The 24,432-nt window shown below is 38.9% G+C and carries 26 protein-coding genes, 1 tRNA gene and 1 riboswitch; of the genes, 19 read left to right on the forward strand and 8 right to left on the reverse strand.

The window, feature by feature from the left end:
* Position 1: 1 nt before the first annotated feature.
* The 11 genes from trmB to FRX52_RS05225 all read left to right on the forward strand — a co-directional run bounded on the left by trmB (position 2) and on the right by FRX52_RS05225 (position 8,669).
* Positions 2 to 646, forward strand: coding sequence for a tRNA (guanosine(46)-N7)-methyltransferase TrmB (gene trmB, locus FRX52_RS05175; RefSeq protein WP_146538747.1), 645 nt, complete (start codon positions 2 to 4; stop codon positions 644 to 646).
* 32 nt (positions 647 to 678) lie between these two features.
* Positions 679 to 765, forward strand: a tRNA-Ser gene (locus FRX52_RS05180).
* A 294-nt stretch (positions 766 to 1,059) separates the two neighbouring features.
* Positions 1,060 to 1,266 carry a hypothetical protein gene (locus tag FRX52_RS05185; RefSeq protein ID WP_146538748.1) on the forward strand — a complete coding sequence of 69 codons (207 nt, stop codon included), beginning with the start codon at positions 1,060 to 1,062 and terminating at the stop codon, positions 1,264 to 1,266.
* A 168-nt stretch (positions 1,267 to 1,434) separates the two neighbouring features.
* A complete protein-coding gene (gene rimP, locus FRX52_RS05190; RefSeq protein WP_146538749.1) occupies positions 1,435 to 1,905 on the forward strand; it encodes a ribosome maturation factor RimP in 471 nt (156 codons plus the stop codon).
* 26 nt (positions 1,906 to 1,931) lie between these two features.
* Positions 1,932 to 3,080: a transcription termination factor NusA gene (gene nusA / locus FRX52_RS05195; RefSeq protein ID WP_146538750.1), complete on the forward strand. Its 1,149-nt coding sequence runs from the start codon at positions 1,932 to 1,934 to the stop codon at positions 3,078 to 3,080.
* A 19-nt stretch (positions 3,081 to 3,099) separates the two neighbouring features.
* Positions 3,100 to 3,396 (forward strand): RNase P modulator RnpM, encoded by a 297-nt coding sequence (rnpM, locus tag FRX52_RS05200; RefSeq protein ID WP_146496503.1) that lies wholly within the window; start codon positions 3,100 to 3,102, stop codon positions 3,394 to 3,396.
* A complete protein-coding gene (locus FRX52_RS05205) occupies positions 3,389 to 3,691 on the forward strand; it encodes a YlxQ-related RNA-binding protein (protein WP_146538751.1) in 303 nt (100 codons plus the stop codon). The genes rnpM and FRX52_RS05205 overlap by 8 nt, the downstream gene beginning before the upstream one ends.
* 18 nt (positions 3,692 to 3,709) lie before the next feature.
* The gene (infB, locus tag FRX52_RS05210) at positions 3,710 to 6,430 is read left to right on the forward strand and encodes a translation initiation factor IF-2 (RefSeq protein ID WP_146538752.1); all 2,721 of its coding nucleotides are present in this window, start codon (positions 3,710 to 3,712) and stop codon (positions 6,428 to 6,430) included.
* Between the two features lie 29 nt (positions 6,431 to 6,459).
* Complete coding sequence (gene rbfA, locus FRX52_RS05215) at positions 6,460 to 6,813, forward strand: 30S ribosome-binding factor RbfA (protein ID WP_146461898.1); 354 nt, start codon at positions 6,460 to 6,462, stop codon at positions 6,811 to 6,813.
* 92 nt (positions 6,814 to 6,905) lie between these two features.
* Entirely contained in the window at positions 6,906 to 7,724 is an 819-nt protein-coding gene (locus FRX52_RS05220; protein WP_146538753.1) for a Cof-type HAD-IIB family hydrolase, read from the forward strand.
* Between the two features lie 102 nt (positions 7,725 to 7,826).
* Entirely contained in the window at positions 7,827 to 8,669 is an 843-nt protein-coding gene (locus FRX52_RS05225) for a DegV family protein (RefSeq protein WP_146538754.1), read from the forward strand.
* Positions 8,670 to 8,756: 87 nt separating this feature from the next.
* Here the strand turns inward: FRX52_RS05225 and FRX52_RS05230 are convergent, their stop codons facing one another.
* From FRX52_RS05230 to trkA, 4 genes are all read right to left on the reverse strand, one after another.
* Positions 8,757 to 9,584 (reverse strand): hypothetical protein, encoded by an 828-nt coding sequence (locus tag FRX52_RS05230; RefSeq protein ID WP_146538755.1) that lies wholly within the window; start codon positions 9,582 to 9,584, stop codon positions 8,757 to 8,759.
* 20 nt (positions 9,585 to 9,604) lie between these two features.
* The gene (locus FRX52_RS05235) at positions 9,605 to 10,072 is read right to left on the reverse strand and encodes a hypothetical protein (protein WP_146496489.1); all 468 of its coding nucleotides are present in this window, start codon (positions 10,070 to 10,072) and stop codon (positions 9,605 to 9,607) included.
* A gap of 118 nt (positions 10,073 to 10,190) precedes the next feature.
* Positions 10,191 to 11,630: a TrkH family potassium uptake protein gene (locus FRX52_RS05240; RefSeq protein WP_146538756.1), complete on the reverse strand. Its 1,440-nt coding sequence runs from the start codon at positions 11,628 to 11,630 to the stop codon at positions 10,191 to 10,193.
* A 4-nt stretch (positions 11,631 to 11,634) separates the two neighbouring features.
* Positions 11,635 to 12,984, reverse strand: a complete 1,350-nt coding sequence (trkA, locus tag FRX52_RS05245; RefSeq protein ID WP_146538757.1) for a Trk system potassium transporter TrkA — start codon at positions 12,982 to 12,984, stop codon at positions 11,635 to 11,637.
* Positions 12,985 to 13,252: 268 nt separating this feature from the next.
* Between trkA and FRX52_RS05250 the strand changes: the two genes are divergently transcribed.
* From FRX52_RS05250 to FRX52_RS05285, 8 genes are all read left to right on the forward strand, one after another.
* Entirely contained in the window at positions 13,253 to 13,801 is a 549-nt protein-coding gene (locus FRX52_RS05250; RefSeq protein ID WP_146538758.1) for a tRNA (cytidine(34)-2'-O)-methyltransferase, read from the forward strand.
* Positions 13,802 to 13,832: 31 nt separating this feature from the next.
* Positions 13,833 to 13,965, forward strand: a riboswitch (FMN riboswitch).
* A gap of 59 nt (positions 13,966 to 14,024) precedes the next feature.
* Complete coding sequence (locus FRX52_RS05255; protein WP_146461915.1) at positions 14,025 to 14,594, forward strand: ECF transporter S component; 570 nt, start codon at positions 14,025 to 14,027, stop codon at positions 14,592 to 14,594.
* Positions 14,584 to 15,237: a phosphatase PAP2 family protein gene (locus FRX52_RS05260; protein ID WP_146538759.1), complete on the forward strand. Its 654-nt coding sequence runs from the start codon at positions 14,584 to 14,586 to the stop codon at positions 15,235 to 15,237. The genes FRX52_RS05255 and FRX52_RS05260 overlap by 11 nt, the downstream gene beginning before the upstream one ends.
* Positions 15,238 to 15,289: 52 nt before the next feature.
* The gene (locus tag FRX52_RS05265) at positions 15,290 to 15,841 is read left to right on the forward strand and encodes a class I SAM-dependent methyltransferase (protein WP_146538760.1); all 552 of its coding nucleotides are present in this window, start codon (positions 15,290 to 15,292) and stop codon (positions 15,839 to 15,841) included.
* Positions 15,842 to 15,920: 79 nt separating this feature from the next.
* Positions 15,921 to 17,255: a hemolysin family protein gene (locus FRX52_RS05270; protein WP_146461920.1), complete on the forward strand. Its 1,335-nt coding sequence runs from the start codon at positions 15,921 to 15,923 to the stop codon at positions 17,253 to 17,255.
* 164 nt (positions 17,256 to 17,419) lie between these two features.
* Positions 17,420 to 18,658, forward strand: coding sequence for an MFS transporter (locus FRX52_RS05275; protein WP_146538761.1), 1,239 nt, complete (start codon positions 17,420 to 17,422; stop codon positions 18,656 to 18,658).
* A 106-nt stretch (positions 18,659 to 18,764) separates the two neighbouring features.
* Positions 18,765 to 19,553 carry a pyruvate formate-lyase-activating protein gene (pflA, locus tag FRX52_RS05280; protein WP_146538762.1) on the forward strand — a complete coding sequence of 263 codons (789 nt, stop codon included), beginning with the start codon at positions 18,765 to 18,767 and terminating at the stop codon, positions 19,551 to 19,553.
* Between the two features lie 69 nt (positions 19,554 to 19,622).
* Entirely contained in the window at positions 19,623 to 20,555 is a 933-nt protein-coding gene (locus FRX52_RS05285; RefSeq protein WP_146538763.1) for a manganese-dependent inorganic pyrophosphatase, read from the forward strand.
* 38 nt (positions 20,556 to 20,593) lie between these two features.
* On the opposite strand, the gene FRX52_RS05290 is transcribed toward FRX52_RS05285, so the two are convergent.
* The 4 genes from FRX52_RS05290 to FRX52_RS05305 are packed head-to-tail and all read right to left on the reverse strand — an operon-like array spanning position 20,594 to position 24,326.
* Positions 20,594 to 21,580: an iron ABC transporter permease gene (locus FRX52_RS05290; protein WP_146496467.1), complete on the reverse strand. Its 987-nt coding sequence runs from the start codon at positions 21,578 to 21,580 to the stop codon at positions 20,594 to 20,596.
* Positions 21,577 to 22,596, reverse strand: a complete 1,020-nt coding sequence (locus tag FRX52_RS05295; RefSeq protein WP_146538764.1) for an iron ABC transporter permease — start codon at positions 22,594 to 22,596, stop codon at positions 21,577 to 21,579. Before FRX52_RS05295 ends, FRX52_RS05290 begins: the two co-directional genes overlap by 4 nt.
* Before the next feature lie 9 nt (positions 22,597 to 22,605).
* Positions 22,606 to 23,532: an iron-hydroxamate ABC transporter substrate-binding protein gene (locus FRX52_RS05300; RefSeq protein ID WP_146538765.1), complete on the reverse strand. Its 927-nt coding sequence runs from the start codon at positions 23,530 to 23,532 to the stop codon at positions 22,606 to 22,608.
* A gap of 2 nt (positions 23,533 to 23,534) precedes the next feature.
* Positions 23,535 to 24,326, reverse strand: coding sequence for an ABC transporter ATP-binding protein (locus FRX52_RS05305; protein WP_146496461.1), 792 nt, complete (start codon positions 24,324 to 24,326; stop codon positions 23,535 to 23,537).
* Positions 24,327 to 24,432 lie beyond the last annotated feature (106 nt).

Consider the following 24,432-nt stretch of genomic DNA (forward strand, 5'->3'; position numbering starts at 1 on the left):
AATGAGAGTTAGAAAACGTAAAGGTGCTGAAGAACACCTAGAAAATAATCCACAGTATGTGGTGTTGAAGCCAGAAGAAGCCAAAGGACGTTGGCAAGACGTTTTTGGCAATGAACAGCCGATTCATATTGAGGTAGGTAGTGGTAAGGGATCTTTTATCACTGGCATGGCAGCAAAAAACCCCCATATCAACTATATTGGTATTGATATTCAGCGTTCGGTCTTGTCTTATGCCTTGGATAAGGTTTTGGAGAGCGATCTTCCAAATATTAAATTACTGTTGGTTGATGGGTCAAGTTTAACCAATTATTTCGCTGATGGTGAGATTGATTTACTTTATCTCAACTTTAGTGATCCGTGGCCTAAAACTCGTCATGAGAAACGTCGCTTGACTTACAAAACCTTTTTAGAAACCTATGAGCAAATTTTACCAGAAGAGGGACAGATTCATTTTAAAACGGATAATCGTGGCTTGTTCGAATATAGTTTAGCGTCTTTATCGCAGTATGGCATGGTATTGAACCAAGTCTGGCTAGATTTGCACGCTAGCGACTATGAGGGAAATGTGATGACAGAATATGAGCGTAAGTTCTCCAATAAAGGTCAAGTCATTTACCGTTTGGAAGCTCAATTTCCTAAAAAGTAAACTATTTTGAATGTGAGCCTAGCTCACATAATGGAGAGGTCGCATAGTGGCCGAGTGCGCACGCTTGGAAAGCGTGTAGTCCTTCACGGGGCTCGGGGGTTCGAATCCCCTCCTCTCCTTAGAAAATAAAAAGAGAGCACACACCCTCTACAGCTAAAAGCCTTTAATGTAGAAGATAGTAACTCTCATTATTTAAATTATAACTTATATTATTCGAGAAAACAAAACAATTTATGACAAAGATGAGTCATTTTGATATAATTTCAATGAAGAGAAGTGAAGTAGAGAATTTAGTGTCGCTACGCAGTTTTACAACATGAGATGACGGGACAGGCACACCGTCCCCTACTCTTAAAGCACTTAGATTTAGTCTAGGTGCTTTATTTATCAATTTCAGTTGAGAGAGGTATAAATTGGAAACTCAATATTTTATCATTAGGACAGAGCAGACTAAAATTGTTCGTTATGTTAATGGTAGTACAGCAGTTTTTGATTCTAATCTTGGATGGGTAGAACAAGATGCGTGGTATGATCGTATCTTTTTTAGTGATTTTACAAATTATGAAAAAATTACTGAAAAAGAAGCAGTTCTATTGATTAAAGAAATGGCTACCGATTGAAATTGTGCTAAAAATAAAAGTAAGTTTTTATCGATGTATAGGACTTAGCTAACAAAAAATGATTTTCTTTGCATTGATAAAGAAAATGTGATAGAATAAAATTAACTAATAAAGAAGAGGGGGACTAAGGTGTATCTTGGTCCTCTTAGCTATACAAGGAGGTATGCCATGGCATCACTTATTGAACAGGTGACAGAAGTCATTGCGCCAGCAATTCCAGAGCCGTTTGAGCTAGTGGATATTGAGTACGGAAAAATGGGTGGCGATTATGTGTTGTCTGTACTCGTTGATAAACCTGAGGGGATTAGCGTAGAAGACACGGCAGAATTGACAGAGATTATTAGCCCGCTTTTAGACACAATTCAGCCTGACCCGTTTCCTGACCAGTATTTTTTGGAAGTGTCTAGTCCAGGCTTGGAACGTCCTTTGAAAACCAAGGATAGTCTTACTGCAGCTATTGGGAAATATATCAATGTCAGTCTTTATCAAGCCATTGATAAGGTTAAGATTTTTGAAGGCGATTTGTTGTCTTTTGATGGTGAAACCTTGAAAATGGCTTACTTGGATAAGACTCGTCAAAAAACAGTTGAGATTCCTTACAAGATGGTGGCTAAGGCTCGTCTTGCAGTGAAATTTTAGAAAGGAAGGTCGAAAAGACCAAGATTATGACTAAAGAAATGTTAGAAGCCTTCCGTATTTTGGAAGAAGAAAAACACATTAATAAAGCAGATATTATTGAGGCAGTGACTGAATCTCTAAAATCAGCCTATCGCCGTCGTTATGGCCAATCTGAAAGTGCTGTTGTTGAATTTAACGAAAAAACTGGAGATTTTCAGGTTTATACAGTGCGTGAAGTGGTTGATGAGGTCTTTGATAGTCGTTTGGAAATCAGTCTAAAAGACGCCCTTGCCATTAACCCTGTCTATGAATTAGGCGATTGCATTCGCTTTGAAGAATCAGTAACCGAATTTGGTCGTGTGGCTGCCCAATCAGCTAAACAAACGATTATGGAACGCATGCGTCGTCAAATGCGAGAGGTGACCTTTAACGAGTACAAGCAGCATGAACGTGAAATTATGACGGGAACGGTTGAACGTTTCGATGATCGCTTTATCTATGTTAATCTAGGTTCGATTGAAGCTCAGTTATCTAAGCAAGACCAGATTCCAGGTGAAATTTTCAAATCTCATGATCGCATCGAAGTTTACGTTTACAAGGTTGAAAATAATCCTCGTGGCGTCAATGTTTTTGTGAGCCGAAGTCACCCAGAATTTATCAAACGCTTGATGGAACAAGAAATTCCAGAAGTTTTTGATGGCACAGTAGAAATCATGAGCGTTTCGCGTGAGGCAGGAGATCGTACCAAGGTAGCGGTTCGTAGCCATAATCCTAATGTTGAAGCGATTGGAACTATTGTTGGTCGTGGTGGTGCTAACATCAAAAAGGTAGTGAGTAAATTCCACCCTAAACGTCTTGATCAAAAGACAGGTTTATTGGTTCCTGTAGAAGAAAATATTGATGTCATCCAATGGGTAGAAGATCCTGCAGAGTTTATTTACAATGCGATTGCACCAGCTGAAGTGGACTATGTTATCTTTGATGAAAATAACAGTAAGCACGCGACAGTTGTGGTACCTGATAATAAGCTATCGCTTGCCATTGGTCGTCGCGGGCAAAATGTACGTCTAGCGGCTCATTTGACAGGCTATCGTATTGACATCAAATCAGCTTCTGAATATGAAGCAATGGAAAATGAACCTTTTTCAAGTGTAGAAGAAGTAATTCCTGAACAAACAGAAGACGTTACAGAATAAACTATTGGAGAGGTGTTTGATGGCAAAAGTAAGAAAAATACCTTTACGAAAATCTGTTGTTTCTGGTGAAGTGATTGACAAACGAGATTTGCTTCGCATTGTTAAAACCAAGGAAGGCGAAGTCTTTATTGACCCAACAGGCAAGAAAAATGGCCGAGGTGCCTATATTAAGTTGGACAATCAAGAAGCACAGTTAGCCAAGAAAAAACAAGTTTTTAATCGAAGCTTTTCTATGGAAGTGCCAGAAACTTTTTATGATGAACTGATTGCTTATGTGGATCATAAGGTAAAAAGAAGAGAATTAGGTCTTGAATAATAAAGAAAAATTGTCAAATTTGCTAGGCTTGGCACAGCGAGCAGGTCGTGTGATTTCTGGTGAGGAGTTGGTGGTTAAGGCCATTCAACACCAACAAGTCAGACTGATTTTTCTTGCGAATGATGCAGCTAGTAATTTAACAAAGACAGTAACTGATAAAAGTCGTTATTATGATATAGAAGTCTCTACAGTGTTTTCGACACTGGAATTAAGCACAGCACTGGGCAAAGCTAGAAAAGTCGTTGCAATCACAGATGCTGGATTTATTAAGAAAATGAGGACTCTTATGGACTAGAGAATAGGAGGACACCAATTGTCTAAGAAAAGATTATACGAAATTGCCAAGGAACTTGGTAAGGCAAGTAAGGAAGTGGTTGAGCGTGCCAAAGATTTAGGCATGGCAGTTAAGAGCCATTCCTCTTCAGTTGAAGAAACAGATGCCAAGAAAATTATTGCCAGCTTTAACGATAAAAAAGTTGCGTCAAAACAGACAACACCTGTGGTGGAAAAAACAACTGTTGCAACAGTAAGTGAAAAAGTTGTTCCAAGCTCTGAAAAAGTAGAACAAGTAGCTGAACAAAAAGCTGTTAAGCCACAAAGTCGTAATTTTAAGGCTGAGCGAGAGGCTAGAGCTAAGGCTGAAGCAGAACGTCGCAAACAAAATCGTTCAAATCAACAAGGTCGAGTAAGCAAACAGGCTCAAAATGCGTCAACAAAGACCAATAAAGAAGCCGGTCGTCAGTCTTATAGCCAAGAAAAACGTCAGGGTCAAACCAGACAAGACCAACCAAAACGACCGACTCAGCAAACGTCAGCACAATCACCAAGAATTGATTTCAAGGCACGTGCTGCTGCTCTTAAAGCTGAACAAAATGCCGAGTATGCTCGTCAGAGTGAGAGCCGTTTCCGTGAAAATGAAGCAGCTAAATTAAAGGCAGAAAAAGAACGAGAATTAGCACGTCAAGCTAAAAAAGAAGCTCAAAAAGCACAAATGAAGCAGGTAGTTGAGCCAACTAAGCCTGCTCCAGCAGTGGTAGAAGTTGCACAAACAGCGACTGATACTCGTCGTAAAAAAGCCCGTCCAGAAAAATCTCGTGATTTTAGTCATGAAAATGAAGACGGACCAAAACAAAACAAGAATAAGAAGAGTTGGAATAATCAAAATCAAGTGAGAAATCAAAGAAATAGTAACTGGAACCCAAATAAGAAGAAAAAAGGTAAACAAAATCGTCAAGAAGCTCCTAAGGCGATAACCGAACGCAAATTCCATGAATTGCCAAAAGAGTTTGAATACACAGAAGGCATGACCGTTGCAGAGATTGCTAAACGTATCAAACGTGAACCAGCAGAAATCGTCAAAAAACTCTTTATGATGGGGGTGATGGCGACACAAAACCAATCTTTAGATGGTGATACCATCGAACTATTGATGGTAGATTATGGCATTGAAGCTAAGGCTAAGGTCGAAGTTGATAATGCAGATATTGAGCGTTTCTTTGTTGATGAGTCGTATCTCAACCCAGAAAATATGGTAGAGCGTGCACCAGTCGTTACCATCATGGGACACGTCGATCATGGTAAAACCACTTTGCTAGATACCTTGAGAAATTCTCGTGTCGCAACAGGCGAAGCGGGTGGAATCACACAACATATCGGTGCTTATCAGATTGAAGAAAATGGTAAGTTGATCACTTTCCTTGATACCCCAGGACATGCGGCCTTTACTAGCATGCGTGCTCGTGGTGCTTCTGTCACAGACATTACCATCTTAATTGTCGCTGCTGATGACGGTGTTATGCCTCAGACTATCGAAGCTATCAATCATGCTAAAGCAGCTGATGTGCCGATTATTGTGGCGATTAACAAGATTGACAAACCAGGAGCAAATCCAGAGCGTGTGATTGGTGAATTGGCTGAACATGGTGTCATCTCAACAGCTTGGGGTGGAGATTGTGAATTTGTTGAAATTTCAGCGAAATTCGGTCAAAACATTGAAGAATTGTTGGATACGGTTCTTCTTGTTGCAGAAATCCAAGAATTGAAGGCTGACCCAACAGTTCGTGCTATCGGTACGGTTATCGAGGCTCGTTTGGATAAAGGAAAAGGAGCAGTTGCTACCCTTCTTGTGCAACAGGGAACACTTAATGTTCAAGACCCTATCGTTGTCGGAAATACCTTTGGTCGTGTGCGTGCCATGACAAATGACCTTGGCCGTCGTGTTAAGGTGGCAGGCCCATCTGCCCCAGTTTCGATTACAGGTCTTAACGAAGCTCCTATGGCAGGTGACCATTTTGCCGTTTATGAAGATGAAAAAGCTGCGCGTGCTGCGGGTGAAGAACGTGCCAAACGTGCCTTGTTGAAACAACGTCAAGCCACTCAACGTGTCAGTCTGGAAAATCTTTTTGATACCCTTAAAGCTGGAGAAGTTAAGTCAGTTAACGTTATCATCAAGGCAGACGTGCAAGGTTCTGTTGAAGCCCTAGCCTCATCTCTTCTCAAGATTGATGTCGAAGGCGTTAAGGTTAATGTTGTCCATTCAGCAGTTGGTGCCATCAGTGAATCAGATGTGACTCTAGCTGAGGCAAGTAATGCCATTGTGATTGGTTTCAATGTTCGTCCGACACCACAAGCGCGTCAACAAGCCGATGCAGATGATGTTGATATTCGCCTACATAGCATCATTTACAAAGTCATTGAAGAAGTTGAAGATGCCATGAAGGGTATGCTAGATCCAGAATTCCAAGAAAAAGTAATCGGTGAAGCCCTTATCCGTGAAACTTACAAGATTTCTAAGGTTGGTACAATCGGTGGCTTTATGGTTATCAATGGTAAGGTAACGCGTGATTCTAAGGTTCGCGTTATCCGTGACGGTGTGGTTATTCATGACGGTGCCCTTGTGAGTTTGAAACATTATAAAGATGATGTTAAAGAAGTGGGGAATGGTCGTGAAGGTGGTCTGATGATTGAGAATTTCAATGACCTACAAGTCGATGACACCATTGAAGCCTACATCATGGAAGAAATCAAACGCTAATTCAGCTAGCTAAGCAGAAAGGAGTTAGCATGGCAAATTCATTTCGTGTTGACCGTGTTGGCATGGAAGTCAAACGTGAAGTCAACGATATTTTACAAAAAAAAGTAAGAGATCCCAGAGTTTCAGGGGTAACGGTGACAGATGTCCAGATGCTTGGTGATTTGTCAGCCGCAAAGGTTTACTATACTATTTTAAGCGACTTGGCTTCAGATAATCAAAAGGCTCAAAAAGGCTTGGAAAAAGCCACAGGAACCATCAAACGTGAATTGGGCAAACGCCTAACCATGTATAAGATTCCTGATTTGGTCTTTGTCAAAGACCAGTCCATTGAGTATGGTAATAAGATCGACCAAATGCTTCGTGAACTCGAACGTAAAGACTAAGAAAACCAGCTACGGCTGGTTTTTTGTAATGAAAAAGCTTGGCAAAGGCTTTCTATGGTATAATGAAAGAAAACAGAGTAAGGAAGTAAATGATGATTAAACTAATTGCGATTGATATGGATGGCACTTTATTAAATGACGACAAACAAATTCCGCAAGCCAATAAAGAGGTCTTGCAGAAAGTAGCTCAAAAGGGTGTGAAGATTGTTCTTTGCACGGGTCGAATGAAGCCAGGTGTTATTCCTTATTTTGATGAATTGGGGATTGGTGATTATGCTATTTTGAACAATGGTTGTTCGACCTATGCCACAAAGGATTGGTCCTTGGTGGATACTCACGGGGTGAGTTTTGAAGAAATTGAACTCTTACTAGGTATTGCACAAGAGTATTCTGGGATTTATTTAACCTTAATCACGGATAATCATTTCTATGTTTTTGCCGATCATGTGCCAGAAATTGTTGCTTATGATGCTAGTCTAGTATTTACAGAAGCGATCGCTATTGATTTAGCAGACCTAAAAGCCAAGAAAGAACCAATCTTTCAAGCCATGTTTTTAGGTGATGAGCGTGTTTTAGACCAATTCCAAAAAGAACAAGAAGAAAAATTAGCGAGTCTTTTTTCAGTTGTTCGTAGTCAGCCTTATATTTTTGAAGCCATGCCTAAAGGAGTTACCAAAGCGAGTGCTTTGGCAGATTTAGCTCGTCATTTTGGTTTGAGTTCAGAAAATATTATGGCTCTCGGTGATGGTAATAATGATTTGGAAATGCTAGCTTACGCAGGTTTGGGTGTCGCTATGGGCAATGCAACAGAGCAAGTGAAAGCTATTACAAGTTACCAAACAAGTTCTAACAATGAAGCAGGAGTTGCTAAGGCCATTAAAACTTATTTGCTGAATCCCTTGTTTGACTAAAATCTCCTTTGATTATCAAATGTTTTTTGCTAGCTGATTCATACAAATGGTGTTATAATAAGAATGAAAGCATTTTATTTTTAAGAAAAGTGAGAAATGATTATGTCATGGAAAATTGTTGCAGACTCAGGTTGCGATCTAAAAAACATTGAAAACTTAGCTCCTAACACCAGTTTTGAGCGAGTTCCTTTAACCTTACAAATCGGTAATGAGATTTTTGTAGATGATGAAGGCTTGGACATTCCTAAAATGATGGAAACCATGTATCAAACTTCTGCTGCAGCAAGTTCAAGTTGCCCTAGTCCTGACGCCTTCTTGCAAGCCTATCGTGGAGCAGACCATGTGATTGCGATTACGATTACAGGGACACTATCAGGTAGTCATAACAGTGCTCGTCTAGCTGTTGAAATGTTGAAAGAAGAAAATCCTAATATCAAGATTCATCTGATTGATTCCCTATCAGCAGGTGGTGAAATTGACTTGCTAGTGATGGAGATTAATCGCTTGATTGCTTCAGGCTTATCCTTTGAAGAAGTGGTTGATAAAATTACAGCCTATCAAGAAAAGACAAAATTGCTTTTTGTTCTAGCTAAGGTTGATAATTTAGTTAAAAATGGCCGTTTAAGTAAGCTAGTAGGAGCAGTGGTTGGTCTTTTGAATATTCGTATGGTTGGTGAGGCTAGTCAAGAAGGTCGTTTGGAACTCTTGCAAAAATCACGCGGTCAGAAAAAAGCCATTTTAGCTAGTCTGGAAGAGATGATTAAGGCAGGTTATCAAGGTGGTAAAGTGGTTATTGCTCATTCTAACAATGAGAAAATCTGCCAACAATTAAGTGAGAAGATTTTGAGTCAATTTCCCCAAGCAGAAATTAGCTTTCATGCAACATCTGGTTTATGTAGTTTTTATGCAGAAGATGGTGGCATTTTGATGGGTTATGAAATCTAATATTAAAACCATCTCGTGAGTAAAGCGAGATGGTTTTTTAAGTTTATTGATGATAAAAAGCGTGTGAGACACGCTTTTTTGATATGATTAATCAGCGGTAGATGTTTCTACTTCTGAATCAGCAACGTTAGTTTCTGCTGGGACTTCAGTAGGAGCTTCTACTGGTGTTTCTGATACAGCAGGTGTTTCCTCTACGCTAACGCTAGGTGTAACGGTAGAGCTAGCTGTAGATGAGTTTGTTGTTTGAGTGGTACTTGGTACGTAATAATTTGTATTAGAAGTTGTGTTGTTATAATTAACACTTTCAGTATCCGTATTAGTATTTGTAACTGTAGTAGTTGCTTGGCTACTTTCTTGATTAGATTCAGCACTTGAACTAGCTTGGTTACTGGTTTCTGAACTTGACTCACTACTTTCTTCTTGGCTACTACTTGATTCAGAAGACTGATCGGCATTTTCAAAGTCTTTTTTAATTTGATCCAAACGTTTTTGGAATTCTTCTTTTTTGCTAGGAATCGTGATACGGTTGATGGCGTCTTGAGCAGCTTTTATAGTACGTTGACTAGGATTTCTCTCAGCGCTTTGAAGTGCTTTTTCTGTACTTTCAATTAGCTTGAGTTTTGCCTTGATTTTATTTAGTCGATTTTGTAAACTTTCTTTTTGATCTCGATCTGTTAATTTATCAATGGCAGCTTGAGCTTGAGTTATGCCAGTTTGATTAGGGTCGTTTTCCAAAGATTGAAAGAGTTTTTCTAATGCAGGTGGAATAGGTGTGCTAGTTGAGCTACTAGATGTTAGTGTAGTAGTTGATGTGGAAGACTTGGTTGTGTTTTTGTTTAACGATAGGTAGCTAACTCCTAAAACAAGTAGTAATAAGAGCGTTATACCACTATAGATAAGTTCTTTACGTTTCATATCAATTGCTCTCCTTTATCTTAATTTTCAGTTGCAATAGCATCCAGTCTTGCTTGCAATTCATTTTTCTTATTGTCGTCTTTTAATTGTTCAATGGCTTCTCTGGCAGCTTGAATGTCCTGGTCATTTAAGCTAGCTTCAGCAGTTTCAACAGCTGTTGTAGCCACTTGTTGATTGGTTAATTCAGTACTTAAATCATCAAGTTTTGCTTGTAGTTCTAATTTGTCTTTTTCATCTCCTACTTGTTGGAGAGCTCCTTGAGCTAAGGCGATGCTTTCTTCGCTAGGATTAGCCACGGCAGCTTCTACAGCAGCTTTGGCAGCTTCAAGATTTTGATTGGTATCTTGTCTTACAGTCACTGAAGGACTTGGTGTAGGTGGAAGTTGAGTCTGACGAATGTTGCCAAATAGAAAATAAATGGCCCCAATAAAAACGACACACAAAATCGTTAAAACAAGATAGACTGCTTCATTCTTGGAAGATTTCATAGGAGATGCCTCTTTCAAATTATATTCAATACTTTCTATTATAACGATAAAATCAAACTTTTTCAAGTCGAATCTATCAAAAACAGGTTAAATCTTATTGATGTTAACCTGTTTGCTTTTAGATTTTAGACCATGTTCTAGGTAAGAAGAAAAGTAGTAATGGATAAATTTCTAAACGCCCAGCAATCATCATGATAGAAAGCAGGACTTTAGTTATGGGACTAAAGAGATTGAAGTTTTGCGATGTGCCTAGTATTGGGCCAATATTATTCAGGGTTGATAGGGCCGCACTAAAGGCAACAAGAAAATCATTAGTGTCTAAACTAAGAATCAAGATCAAGCCGGCTAGCATCATGAAGTAAATAATCGAATACCTAAGAATACTATCTTGGGTTTGTCGATCCAAAGGTGTTTGATTGATATGGAGAGTAAGCACTCGATTGGGGTAAAGGGTTGCTAGCATTTGATTTTTAACTAATTTTAGTAATATGAGTATCCGCATTAGCTTGAATCCACCTGCAGTTGAGCCAGCCATGCCTCCACAAAACATCAATCCAATTAAGATGGTCTGTGAAAAAAGTGGCCAAGGGCTGATGTCAGGGTGACTGAAACCTGTTGAGCTTATGGTTGCGGCTACTTGAAAGAAAACTTTTTCTATTGATTCTGGGAGTGTCGGATAGAGATGTTTTACATTGAGCCAAATGGCTAGACTACTGCTAATAATGATAAAAAAATAAAGTTTTAATTCTTCATTTTTGAAAAAAGTACGAATCTTACCTAGAAGTAGCAAATAGTAGAGATTAAAGTTGATACCAAACAAAATCATACTAACTGAAATAATGTTAGTGACTACTGGATTGTTATGGTAGGCGATGTTGTTTTCATAACCGGCAAAGCCTCCGGTTCCTGCTGTTGCCATAGCGGTTATCAAACTATCATAGAACGAGAGTCCAGCAATCCATAAAATGATGGTAAGAATAATAAAAAGAATGAAGTAAATGAGGTAGAGAATTTGAGCAGTGTTTTTTAGTTTTGCCACAATTTTACCAAAAATAGGTCCAGCCATTTCTGCCTGCATCACTTCTAAATTGTTATTTTGATAATTATCTAAGATAGCCAAGGCAAAGACCAGCATCCCCATTCCTCCAATGAGTTGGGTAAAACTTCGCCATAATAAGAGAGAATGGGATAAGACATTCGTTGATGGCAAGATGGTTGCTCCAGTTGTGGTGAAGCCAGCAGTTATTTCAAAAAATGCGTCAATTAAGTTGGGGATTTGACCAGAGAAAACAAAAGGAAGGGCACCAAAGAAAGACCAAAGGAGCCAACAAAGAGAAACAATAATCAGTCCTTCCTTGGTATAGAGTTTTTGATTTTGTGGTTTTAAGTGTGTTCCAATGAGACCTAAAAGTGTTAATAGTGTCATGGTTAATAAGATAGACAATGTGATTTTTAGGTTTTCTCGGTAAATAAGAGAAGTAATCAAAGGCACACCAAGCAAGCCAACTTCAATTAACAGCAATTTAGCAAGGAGATAACTAATCATACGTTTATTCATTTGCTTACCTCACTAATAAATCTTTGATACTAGAAATGTTTTTTAATAAGGTAATGACAACAACTTTGTCACCGATTTCTAGATGGTCTTGACCAGTTGGAAAGAGGGTTCTATTTTTACGAATAATGGCAGCAATCAAAACATGTTCTTGCAACGGGATGTCGGCTAGTTGATGTCCAGCCAAGGGATTGCCTTCCTTGATTTCAAATTGTAGGGTTTCAATCTGTTCATTGGCGACATGGTGCATAGCGTCTAGTTTTGAGCCTTCGGCATTCACACGTCCACGAATAAAGTGCATGATACTATCGACAGCAATGCGTTTTGGAACGACGATACTTGAAAACGGTTGGGCATCAATAATTTCTAGTAGGGCAGTACGATTGACCTTGGTGATGTTTTTGTCCACACCTAAGGTTTCTAAGAACATGGAAGTGATAATGTTTTCTTCATCATAGCCTGTCAGAGTAGCCACAGCATCATAGTGTTGGATATTTTCTTCTAGCAGAATTTCCTTGGCGGTTCCATCGCCTTGTATGACATGCAGATGGGGAAATTCTTGACTAAGCCAAGCCGCACGCTCTGGATTGATTTCCAGGACTCGCACCTTGATATTGGTGTTTTTTAGAATATGGAGCAGATAATAGGTAATTTTCCCTGCCCCAATTAGCATCATGTTTTTGACCTCTTTCTTTTTGACATAGTTGTGAAAATGAATCATCTCAGTACGATTGCCTGTAACAAAGATATGGTCGTCAGTCTGAATTTTTGCGTCACCATTGGGAATTAAAACTTGATCATCACGCTGGATGGCACAAACCACTAAGCCGTTAAATCGTTTTCGAAATTGGTTGAGTGTCAGATGACAAAGCTGACTCTTTTTGGTGATGTGAAATTCCATTAACATAACACGTCCATTCGCAAAATGTTCTACTGATTGGGCGTTTGGAAACTCAACACTGTTGGCGATGTATTGGGCTGTCAGAAGTTCAGGATTGACAACTGCTGAAAAACCAAGAAAATTTCGATCCTTAAAGTAAGAGTTAGAATACTCTGGATTACGCATCCGAACAATCGTTTCCTTGGCTCCCATTTTCTTAGCTAAAACAGCAGCAATCATGTTGACCTCGTCTTTTTCAGTCAAGGCGATAAAGATGTCACAGTGACTGACTCCAGCTTCTTCTAAAATCTTAAAATTGGCTCCGTTGCCAACAATGCCCATAATATCATAAAGTTTCGTCAGACGTTTCAAGACGTCTTTTTTTTCTTCAATGAGAATCACATCGTGATTTTCTTCAACTAAAGATTGGCAAAGGGCTGAGCCGACCTTACCTCCACCAATAACAATGATTTTCATGATTGTTTCTCCTTTTATATACCCTATATCATACTCCTTTTTTAGCAAAAATGCACATTTTTCTGACCGAAATGCGTTATTTGTCTAAGAAATTTATCAAAAAAGCTATTGACAGACCGTTTAAGCATGTTATAATAAGGATAGTCACTCATTGGTTTAACTCAATCCTGTTATGATTTAAGTCAATGAGCTATCAACCATGTTGCCTGCTGATTTAATCCGGGTGGCATGGTTATTTTTTTAATCAAAAGAATGGGGACTAATCAAGATGAATTTAGCAGAATTGAGCCAGGATAGACAAGTAACGGTTGAAAGACAAAATCATATTGTCTTGTATCAGCCTCAAATCCCAGCCAATACAGGTAATATTGCTAGAACTTGTGCAGCAACCAATAGTCCACTTCATATCATCAAACCTATGGGTTTTCCGATTGATGATAAGAAAATGAAGCGAGCAGGATTGGATTATTGGGATAAGTTAGAGATTTATTTTTATGATAGCTTGGACGACTTTTTAGAGCAATGCCAAGGGCGACTTCATCTGATCACAAAATTTGCTGAGAAAGTTTATAGTGAGGTTGATTATCATGATGATCAATCGCATTATTTTATGTTTGGTCGAGAAGATACAGGCTTACCAGAGGATTTTATGCGTCAACATGCTGATCAGGCCCTACGAATCCCTATGAATGATCAACACGTCCGTAGCCTAAATGTGTCTAATACGGTCTGCATGATTGTCTATGAAGCCTTGCGTCAACAAGCTTTTCCACAACTAGAACTCGCACATACCTATGAGCAAGATAAGCTCAAATGATTGTTCCAACCGTAAGTTTATGATATACTAAAGAGGTCTTCAGGGCAGGGTGAAATTCCCGACCGGCGGTGACTAGGTGCAGTGGCATGTAGAAGTCCGTGAGCGTAAGCTGATGTGGTGTGATTCCACAACCGACAGTAAAGTCTGGATGGGAGAAGACAAAGGGTCTTTTAGTGTACTCTTTGCTACTTCTTCCAATTTGTCAAAATTGGAGGAATTTTTTATGTTACAAACAAGACAGATGGTTTTAATTGCCATTTTATCAGCCCTATCTTTTAGCTTAATGCTTTTTGGCTTTCCGATTATTCCAGGAGCTGATTTTTTGAAAGTAGAGTTGAGTATTTTACCTATTTTGTTGGGGTTGTACTTATTTGATCTTAAAACAGCCTACCTTATTTTAGGTCTGCGAACTGTTCTCAAGTTTGTCCTAAACAATCGTGGGGTCAATGATTGGATTGGTTTGCCGATGAATGTGCTAGCCTTGGCCATTTTTGTGGCTTGCTTTGCATTGATTTGGAAAAAAAAGGAAACGGTCTCTCGCTATGTGATGGCGAGCCTGGTTGGAACAGTTGTCTTAACCCTTAGCATGTTGCTCTTGAACTGGGTATATGGTATCCCACTTTATGCGAAATTGGCGAATTTTGATATTAGTCAGTTTATCGGTACCTCACTTTATCTTTTTGGCATGGTTTTACCATTTAATCTTGTTCAAGGACTGATTTTTTCGTTATCCTTTGCGCTCATTTACCGTTTATTGAAACCTATTTTATCCACTTATCGTTATGAAAAATAAAGAAACTTACCTACTTCGTGGCACATTTGCCTTGGTCATTTTTGTCTGCATGGGCTATGTGATTAAATTTTACCCAGAAACCGTTCTATCTTTTGATCAAACTGTACAAGCGAAGTTTAGAAGCGATCTACCAAGTTTTTGGACAGACTTTTTCCAAAACATAACTGTTTTAGGTAATCCACCTGTTCAAATAGCTCTGACTATTTTTCCTGCCCTTGTTTTTTGGTTGAAAAAATGGCGAGCAGAAGCCTATTATTTGTTAATTAGTGCAAGTTTAGCTGGCTTGGCAATTGTTGTTTTCAAATCAGTTTATCAACGTCCACGTCCAAGTATCCCACATCTAGTATCAGCATCCGGTTATTCTTTTCCAAGTGGACACGCTTTGGGAGCGATGGTCATCTTTGGTGCGATTTTGATTGTTTGTTACCAACGTTTGAACCAAAGAAGCGGTTTACGACTGATTGTTAGTTTGGTTTTGACTAGCTTGATTGTTTTGGTAGCTCTATCTCGAGTTTACTTGGGTGTTCATTATCCAATAGATATTTTAGCAGGTTTATTAGTTGGCTATGCGATTTTGAATATGTTATTTCCCTACTATGATTGCTGGCGTTTTAAATGGCGTTTTCAAGCCAAGCAAAAATAAAATAAGGTTAGGTCAGCCCTAGCCTTATTTCATTAAAAGAAGGAGATTTGAGATGAAAAAACCATTGGCCATGGCTCACGATTTTTTAGCTGAGGTATTAACATCTGATAGTGTAGTGGTAGATGCAACCATGGGTCAAGGTTTTGATACAGTTTTTTTGGCCAAAACAGCGGGGAAGGTTTATGCTTTTGATGTTCAAAAGCAAGCTTTGGTTTGGACGCAAGAACGATTGGCAAGAGAAAATCTGGTGGCTAACTTGATTCATGCAGGACATGAGCAAGTGGCAGACTATGTTAAGGAAAAAATTGATGGTGCGATTTTCAATCTAGGTTATTTGCCTAGAGCAGACAAGTCTTTAACAACTCAACCCAAAACCACCTTGCTGGCTCTTGAACAAATTTTAGAACGTTTATCTTTTGGTGGTCGTATCTCAATTATGGTCTATTATGGTCATGAGGGTGGGCAAAGAGAAAAAGACTCCCTGCTTGATTTTGTCAGACGTCTGTCACAAAAAGATTTTGCAGTCATGTCCTATCAGGCTCTTAATCAAATCAATCAGCCGCCTTTTTTGATTATGATTGAGAAATTAAGGAGATCCAGATAGGAGATAATCGTTCAAAACGTGATATTTATGGAAAATATGATATAATAGACTGGATTATTTAGAAATTAGGAGATGAAAAATGGAAGACCCTAGCAGTCAGTCCTTGTTATTGCAATTTTTATTATTATTACTACTCACCTTATTCAATGCCTTTTTCTCAGCTAGTGAAATGGCTATGGTATCGCTCAATCGTTCTCGTGTGGAGCAAAAGGCAGCCGAAGGAGATAAACGTTATGCCCGTTTGTTGAAAATTTTGGATAATCCCAATAATTTTCTGTCAACTATCCAAGTCGGTATTACCCTCATTACTCTCTTATCAGGGGCAAGTTTTGCTGATTCCTTGGGAACGGTGATTGCGTCTTGGTTTGGCCAATCAACAACTGCGAAAACGGCAGGAGATATTATTTCTTTGGTTTTCTTGACTTATATCTCGATTGTAATTGGTGAGCTATATCCTAAACGAATTGCCATGAACCTCAAGGAAAATTTGGCGATTTACTCAGCCCCAATTATTCTCTTTTTGGGTAAATTGGTTAGTCCCTTTGTTTGGTTCTTATCAGCATCAACCAATCTTTTGAGTCGTCTAACGCCAATGACCTTTGATGATGCCAATGAGCAGATGACTAGAGATGAGATTGAGTACCTGTTGACCAATAGTGAGGCGACATTGGACGCTGAAGAAATTGGCATGTTGCAAGGGGTCTTTTCTTTAGATGAAACCATGGCGCGTGAAGTGATGGTGCCAAGGACAGATGCCTTTATGGTTGACATCAATGACGATACCACAGAGTTGATTAAGGAAATCTTAAAAGAAAACTATTCTCGTATTCCTGTTTATGATGGGGATAAAGACAAGATTATCGGCTTGATTCATACGAAAAATATTTTGAGTGCAGCCTTTGCTCAAGGTTTTGACAAAATCAATCTTCGCCAATTACTGCAAGAACCACTTTTTGTGCCAGAAACGATTTTTGTGGATAATCTCTTGACCACTCTACGTAACAATCAGCGACAAATGGCGATTTTATTAGATGAATATGGTGGCGTATCAGGTCTGGTGACCTTGGAAGACTTGCTAGAAGAGATTGTCGGTGAAATCGATGATGAAACAGACAAGGCAGCAGAGTCTGTTCGAGAAATCGCCGATCAAACCTATATTGTCCTTGGTAATATGACACTCAACGAATTCAACGAATATTTTGAAAGTGAATTAGTTAGTGATGATGTGGATACCATTGCAGGTTTTTACCTAGCAGGTATTGGCACTATTCCTAATCAAGACGTTAAAGAAAGCTATCAAGTTGATAGCCAAAATAAACGCTTTGATTTTATCAATGATAAGGTCAAAGATGGTCGTGTCGTCAAGTTGAAAGTGCTAGTCAGTCCATTAGAAACTGATGAGCAAGTCAACTAACATCATAAATCATAGGAATTGATGGTTAAATCATCAGTTCCTATTTTGATGCTTATTTAGTTCTTGGTTTACAGGTCTTGTCTGTTGAGATATACTAACGATAGACGAACAATTACATATCTTCTAGCAACAAGATTTCTTTGTTAGCAAATGGAGGTAAACAAATGACACTTAGAGTAAGACTTCCGTTATTTTTCACCGTTCTGTTCACACAATTTGGTAGTGCGGTGTTGACATTTTTCTTGTCCTTGACCGTACTCATGCAGACTAAAAGCCCTCTTGCCTTTAGTCAGATTGTCTTGATTGGTTCAGTTGTTAGTTTATTGGGAACACCTGTCATTGGTCTTATGGTGGATCGTTACCCTAAAAAACCACTATTGCTTATGGCTCAACTCATTAGTATGCTGATTTTGGCAATGTGTTTCTTTTTCAGTATGAATCAAGTGACACCAAACTTTTTCATTGTCATCTTGATTGTGGTCTTGCTGAATCTAATGGATAGTCTAGTATCAACCACGATATTGGCATCGGCTGTTCATTTGGTTGAGTTAGAAGAAGAACTTGGACAGTTTAATGGCTTGATTCAGAGCGTTGACTCTGCCTCATCCTTGCTTGGTCCAGTTGTAGCAGGGGCAATTTATCCCTTAATTTCCTTAGATATGGTGATTGGCTTGGAGCTTTTGTTAGAAGGTTTGGGTTTAATCTCACTTTGTTTTCTCTCGTTTAGCAATCGCCCATTTCAGCAGCTTGACGATGACATGGTTGATGGAAATGCTAAGGAAGAGCAGACATTGAAAGCTGCCTTGTCTTATTTATTTGACCAAAAAGTCTTGCTGATTTTATTGTTTGGCATGTTGGTCATGAATTTTCTTCTATCAGCCTTGGTGATTGGTTTTCCAATCATTGTGACCACTTATTTTTCAGAAAATAGTCTAGCAGTGGGCATTTTAGAAGCAAGTGTTTCAATAGGTATGCTACTAGCCAGCAGTGTCTTTGCCTATCGTTCAATCAATCCTGATAAGATCAGTCTAATTATTAAGAGTTGGTTGGTTAGTGGATTTTGTCTTTTTGCCATTGTTTTTGGCGTTACGATTTTCAAACATAACCTGTTCTTTTTATTGATTTTCTTAGTCGTTATCAATCTGATGATAGGTTTGGCTTTGACAGCAGGTAGAATTCCTATTTTGACCTTATTTCAAAAGCAGATCGCACCAAGTAAGCAAGGTCGAATTTTTGCTATTCTTGATGTTTTGGTTCAGGTATCAGTTCCTGTAGGGACCTTGATTTTTGGCTTGTTATTTGAGTATTTTCCTATTTTGACTGTGTTTTTCGTTTCAGGTTTTCTAATGCTTGTTTTTGTAGCCTATCTTAACCGTTTTTTGAAAAAGAAAGATTTACTTTAAGAGAAAAGAGAAAGACGAAGTGAAGTCTTTCTTTTATTTTAGCTAGTTTTTTGTCTAAAAAAGGAGTATAATAAAACTATAAAGCGTTTTCAAAAGAGGTGGTTTGATGACTGATATTGATTATAAAAAAGTAACAGGTATGGTGCATTCAACAGAAAGTTTTGGAACAGTGGATGGTCCAGGCGTTCGCTTCATTATTTTTATGCAGGGCTGTAAGATGCGTTGTCAATATTGTCATAACCCAGACACTTGGGAAATGGAAACCAATAACTCTCAAGAACGAACGGTTGAAGATGTCTTGAAAGAAGCCTTGTCTTACCGTCATTTTTGGGGCAAAGAAGGTGGTATTACGGTTTCTGGTGGTGAGGCTCTCCTTCAGATTGAGTTTGTCACAGCCTTGTTTACGGAAGCTAAAAAACTAGGTATTCATTGTACCTTGGATACCTGTGCCTTGCCGTTTCGTGATACGCCAGCCTACCATGAAATTTTTGATAAACTGCTAGCTGTGACGGATTTGGTGTTGTTGGATATTAAAGAAATCAATGATGAACGCCATAAATTTGTGACTAGCCAAAGCAATAAAAATATCATTGCCTGCGCTAAATACCTATCAGATAAGGGAGTTCCGGTTTGGATTCGCCATGTCTTAGTGCCTGGTTTGACAGATATTGATCAAGATTTAGTGGAGCTAGGTCAGTTCGTCAAAACCCTTAAAAATGTGGATAAGTTTGAGATTTTGCCTTATCACACCATGGGCGAATTTAAGTGGCGAGAGTTGGGGATTCCCTATGCCTTGGCTGGTGTTAAGCCACCGACAGCAGACCGTGTCAAAAATGCTAAGGATTTGATGCAAACAGAAACCTATACCAACTATATGAAACGTATTCATTCCTAGTCTTTTGCGACTTGGCTTGATTTTTGGTATAATAATGCCAAACTTAGAAATATATGAGGTAGAAAAGACATGTCGATTTTAGTATTTGGTCATCAAAATCCTGATACGGATGCCATTGCATCATCTTATGGTTGGGCTTATTTGGAGAAAAACGCTTGGGGGCGTGATGCTAAAGCAGTAGCCTTAGGCACTCCGAACGAAGAAACTGCCTTTGCCTTGGATTATTTTGGTGTTGAAGCACCGACTGTGGTAACGTCAGCTAAGGAAGCAGGTGCGAGTCAAGTGATTTTGACAGACCACAATGAATTCCAACAATCAATTAGCGATATTGCAGAACTTGAGATTTTGGCAGTGGTTGACCATCACCGTGTGGCGAATTTTGAAACAGCCAACCCACTTTATATGCGTTTAGAGCCAGTAGGTTCAGCGTCATCAATTGTTTATCGTGCTGCTAAAGAGACTGGTCTAGTACTGCCAAAAGAAGTGGCAGGTCTATTGTTGTCAGGTTTGATTTCAGATACGCTTCTATTGAAATCACCAACAACGGCAGAAAGTGATCATCAAGTGGCTAAAGAACTGGCTGAATTGGCAGAGGTTGATTTGGAAACTTATGGTTTAGCCCTATTGAAAGCAGGAACAAATCTCGCTAGCAAGTCAGCAGCAGAATTGATTGATATTGATGCTAAAACATTTGAATTAAATGGCAATCCAGTTCGTGTGGCTCAAGTCAATACTGTTGATATTGCAGAAGTTTTAGAACGTCAAGAAGAGATCGAGGCAGCCATGTTAGCAGCTAATCAGGCTAATGGCTATTCAGATTTTGTATTGATGATTACAGATATTGTTAATTCAAATTCAGAGATTTTGGCATTAGGTCAACACATGGATAAGGTTGAGGCGGCATTCAACTTCAAATTGGAGAACAATCATGCCTTTTTACCAGGTGCTGTATCACGTAAGAAACAAGTAGTCCCACAATTAACAGAGAGTTTTAATGCGTAAAAAAGTTGAGCCAGTTTTGGCTCAACTTTTTGAATTTATTAGTCCATTTTCAACATCAGATAAAGAAAATAAGGTGCACCAACGATAGCAACTAGCAGACCAGTTGGAATCCCCATGCCAACAAGGAAGATACGTCCCAAAGTGTCTGCGATTAGGAGGATGAGCATGCCGACCATTAGACTAGTAGGAATGGTTAGAAGATGATTATTCCCAAGTTGTCGCTTGACACTATGACCAGCAATTAAACCAACAAAGCTGATATTGCCAACCAAGATAACACTGATGGCAGCTAGGGAGGTGGCTAGGAAAAGAATAAACAAGCGTTGTTTTTTTAAGTTAAGCCCTAAGGCAGTTGCCGTATATTCGTTAAGGTTCATGATATTTAAAGCTTGATATTGACTGTAAGTTAGCCCCCATAATATGACTAAGGGAAAACTACAAATCAAAAGACTCTGCCAATTATCACCCGTGATTTGTCCACTTAGCCAGTTATTGATGTAATCAATCTTGTAGCGATCTACATAGCTAACTAAGGTTACGATAAGACTAGACATCATGGTGGAAATACCGACTCCAGCAATAATCAGTCGATTGGGATTGATGTTGTGATTGGGTTTATAAGAAAGTAGATAGACTAGAAGAATTGTAGCATAGCTACCAAGAATGGTAAGACTAGGAAGCAAGGACTGGCTAATTGCAAACTCTAATTTTCCAAAAGCTAGTAAACTTGCAATAACCAAACCTGCCCCAGCATTGATACCCAAGATACCTGAGTCTGCTAGTGGATTTTGAGTAAGGGTTTGCAATAACAAACCTGCGAGAGCCAGAGAGCCGCCTCCCATAAGGCTGGCCAAAATTCGAGGAAGACGTATGTTAAACAGAATGAGCTGACTTTGTGTTTGATTGGATTGGTTAAAGAGCTGAGTAAAATTAAGTTGACTCTCTCCTAGTGACAGAGCCAAAATACTGGTAAATAGTACAACAAAAAACAGGAAAATGATGACTTTATTAGGGGATGTTTTCATAGATTTTGTTCCTTTCTAATAAGAATTAGAAAAGAAGGTAGGCTAATAAGACTGACAACAGCATTTAGTGAGGTTTCGTATGGTGAATTGATCATGCGACAGAGAAGATCAATCCAAACCATAAAACTTGCTCCCCAAAGCATAGTTAAAGGAAGAAGTTGCTGATAGTGTTGTCTGATGACCAGTTTGGCTAAGTGGGGAATGAGCAGACCAATAAAGGCTAGGTTACCAACTAAGGCGACACTGCTAGCTGAAAGAAGCAAAACGATTGCTAAAAGAAGCAATTGGGTGCGTCTGATATTTTGCCCCAAGGCTTGAGAAAGTGATTTTTCGAGGTTAAGAAGATTGAGTTGGTGACTAAAAAATAAAGCAGAACCTAAACCAAAAAGGATAAAAGGAGCTATGAAGGTAATCATAGACCAGTTAACAGCAACTAGACCGCCAGATTGCCAACCAATGATGGTAGTAGATAAGTGATTGGTGATAGTAATGACTTGCCCTATGGCTGAAAAAAGTGTAGTCATCATAGCTCCTGCTAAAATGAGACGGATTTGATGGTTGCTTGCTTTTTTTTGATAGGCTAATCCAAAAACGAAAAGGGCAGCCAGACTAGCACCGATTAAACAAAAAAGTAAAATGAAGCTGTAATGTGGTTTTTTAATTAGCAGATAAGCTAAGACCAAGGCAAGTCCTGCCCCAGCATTGATTCCCAGTAAACCTGGATCAGAAATAGGATTTTGAGTAACCGCTTGCGTTATTAAACCTGAGGTCGCAAGTCCTGCTCCTACCAAACAAGCGGCGATTAGACGAGGAAAACGGCTATCAATAATGATATTCTGAGCTTGGCTTTCTAAAAAAGGTTGAGCTAAAATCGTTATGACTTCTTGATGGCTATAACGAATAGCCCCAAAACGTAGGCTGGCATAGCTACCCAGTCCTAAACTAATCAAACTGATGAAAAAAACAAGCCAAAAATGATTTGGCCTTGTTTGAAAATAAGATTTACTTGTTGTCATAATGTCTTTCTAGTTGTTTGTGGCTAGAATGGCTTTTTCTAAAACCTCTAACTGATAATCAAGAGCCTTAGGATCATTGAAGTAAAAGGCATTGGCAGGAACTTTGATGATATTACCATTTTGAACAGCAGGAATGGCTTGCCAGAGATCACTTTCATAAAGAGCAGAATTAGTAGTGGTTGAATCTGCTGCAACAATAGCATAATCTCCCATATAAGCACTTAAGACTTCTTTAGAGATTGAGAGGTAGCCCTTTGGGAAAACTTCTTGAATGATTTTTTCAGGAGCCTTAAATCCAAGGGCTTGGTAAAGAATTTCTCCGCCACGTCCCCAATTATTACCAAACAGATAGATTTCTTTTTCACTTAAACCAATGAGGGTAAACGTTTTATCTTGACCAATGGCTTTAGTCAGCTTGTCTTTGGTTTGAGTAACCTTTGTTTTCCAAGAATCAAGCCAGGCTTGTGCTTCTTTTTCCTTGTTAAACACTTGTCCAAAATCAGAAAGTACTTGTAAATAATCATGTTTGCCATAGTCAACAGCGATAACAGGTGCAATTGTGGCTAATTGTTCAAGATTGGCTTCAGTTGTGCCTGCAATGATTACATCAGGTTTAGTTGCAGCAAGAGCTTCAAGGTCGGTAGGCATGACTTCTTTGGCTTGACTTAGTTCTTTTTTAAGCACAGGATTATCCAAATCATAAGTCGTTGCAGCGACGATATTAAGCCCTAACTGCATGAGATAGCCAGTATAGCTGGCAGATAAGCTAGCTACTCGTTTTGGTGACTGGGGAACTTGACCGTAGTAGGTAAAGCCGTCGATTTTAGGCAAATTCTCAGAATCAGAAAGAGATTGATTGTTTGATGTAGCCTTGCCACAAGCTGCTAAAACCATAATCATGAGAAGGGTTAAAACTAAGCTAGTCATTTTTTTCATGTTTAGACTCCTTTGTGTAATTGATAACTGATTAGAATCGGTTTTTGTGAAAGCTTATCGGTTGTGATTTGAGCATCGATTTGGAAAATCTCTCGTAAGACAGACTTAGTCAAGACCTGGTTAACAACTCCATGATGATGGATTTTGCCCTCTTTCATAGTAATTAAATAGTCAGAAAAACGAGCAGCTAGATTTAAGTCATGTAAGACCATAATAATGGTTTTTCCTTGCTGCTGATTGAGGTCTTGTAAGAGCTCTAAAATTTCCAATTGATGATTCATATCCAAGTAGGTAGTTGGTTCATCTAAGAAAATCGTTGGCGTATCTTGGGCTAAAGCCATGGCAATCCAAACACGTTGGCGTTGCCCACCTGATAACTGGTCAACATCCGTCTGGGCAAAAGGAGTAACCCTTGTGATTTCCATAGCCCAATGAATTTTATCACGGTCTTCATTGCTAAGGCCACCCAGATACTTTTGATGTGGAAAGCGACCATAAGAAATCAACTCATAGGTTGACAGCCCTTTTGGCACTTGTGGCGTTTGTGGTAAAAGGGCAATTTTTTTAGCCACGTCCTTGGTTGGTAATGAATGAATAGCCTGTCCATCCAGAAGAATTTGCCCTTTTTCAATAGGTGTTAGACGCAATAAAGCCTTGAGCAAGGTAGATTTTCCACAGCCGTTGGGACCAATAATGGTTGTGATTTGTCCATCGTTTAATTTAGTACTTAAATTTGAGAGAATCTCTTGTTTATGATAAGTGACATGGATACCCTTAGCTTCAATCATTGACATCGTTTCTAGTCTTCTTTCTGATTTTTATTATAGCACAAAATAAAAGTCAGCCAAGAGGAGAAAGCTCTTTTCAGAAATATTGGAATCATTATTGACTAATCTAGAG

The sequence above is a fragment of the Streptococcus sp. sy018 genome, assembly GCF_007859185.1.
GTDB lineage: Bacteria > Bacillota > Bacilli > Lactobacillales > Streptococcaceae > Streptococcus.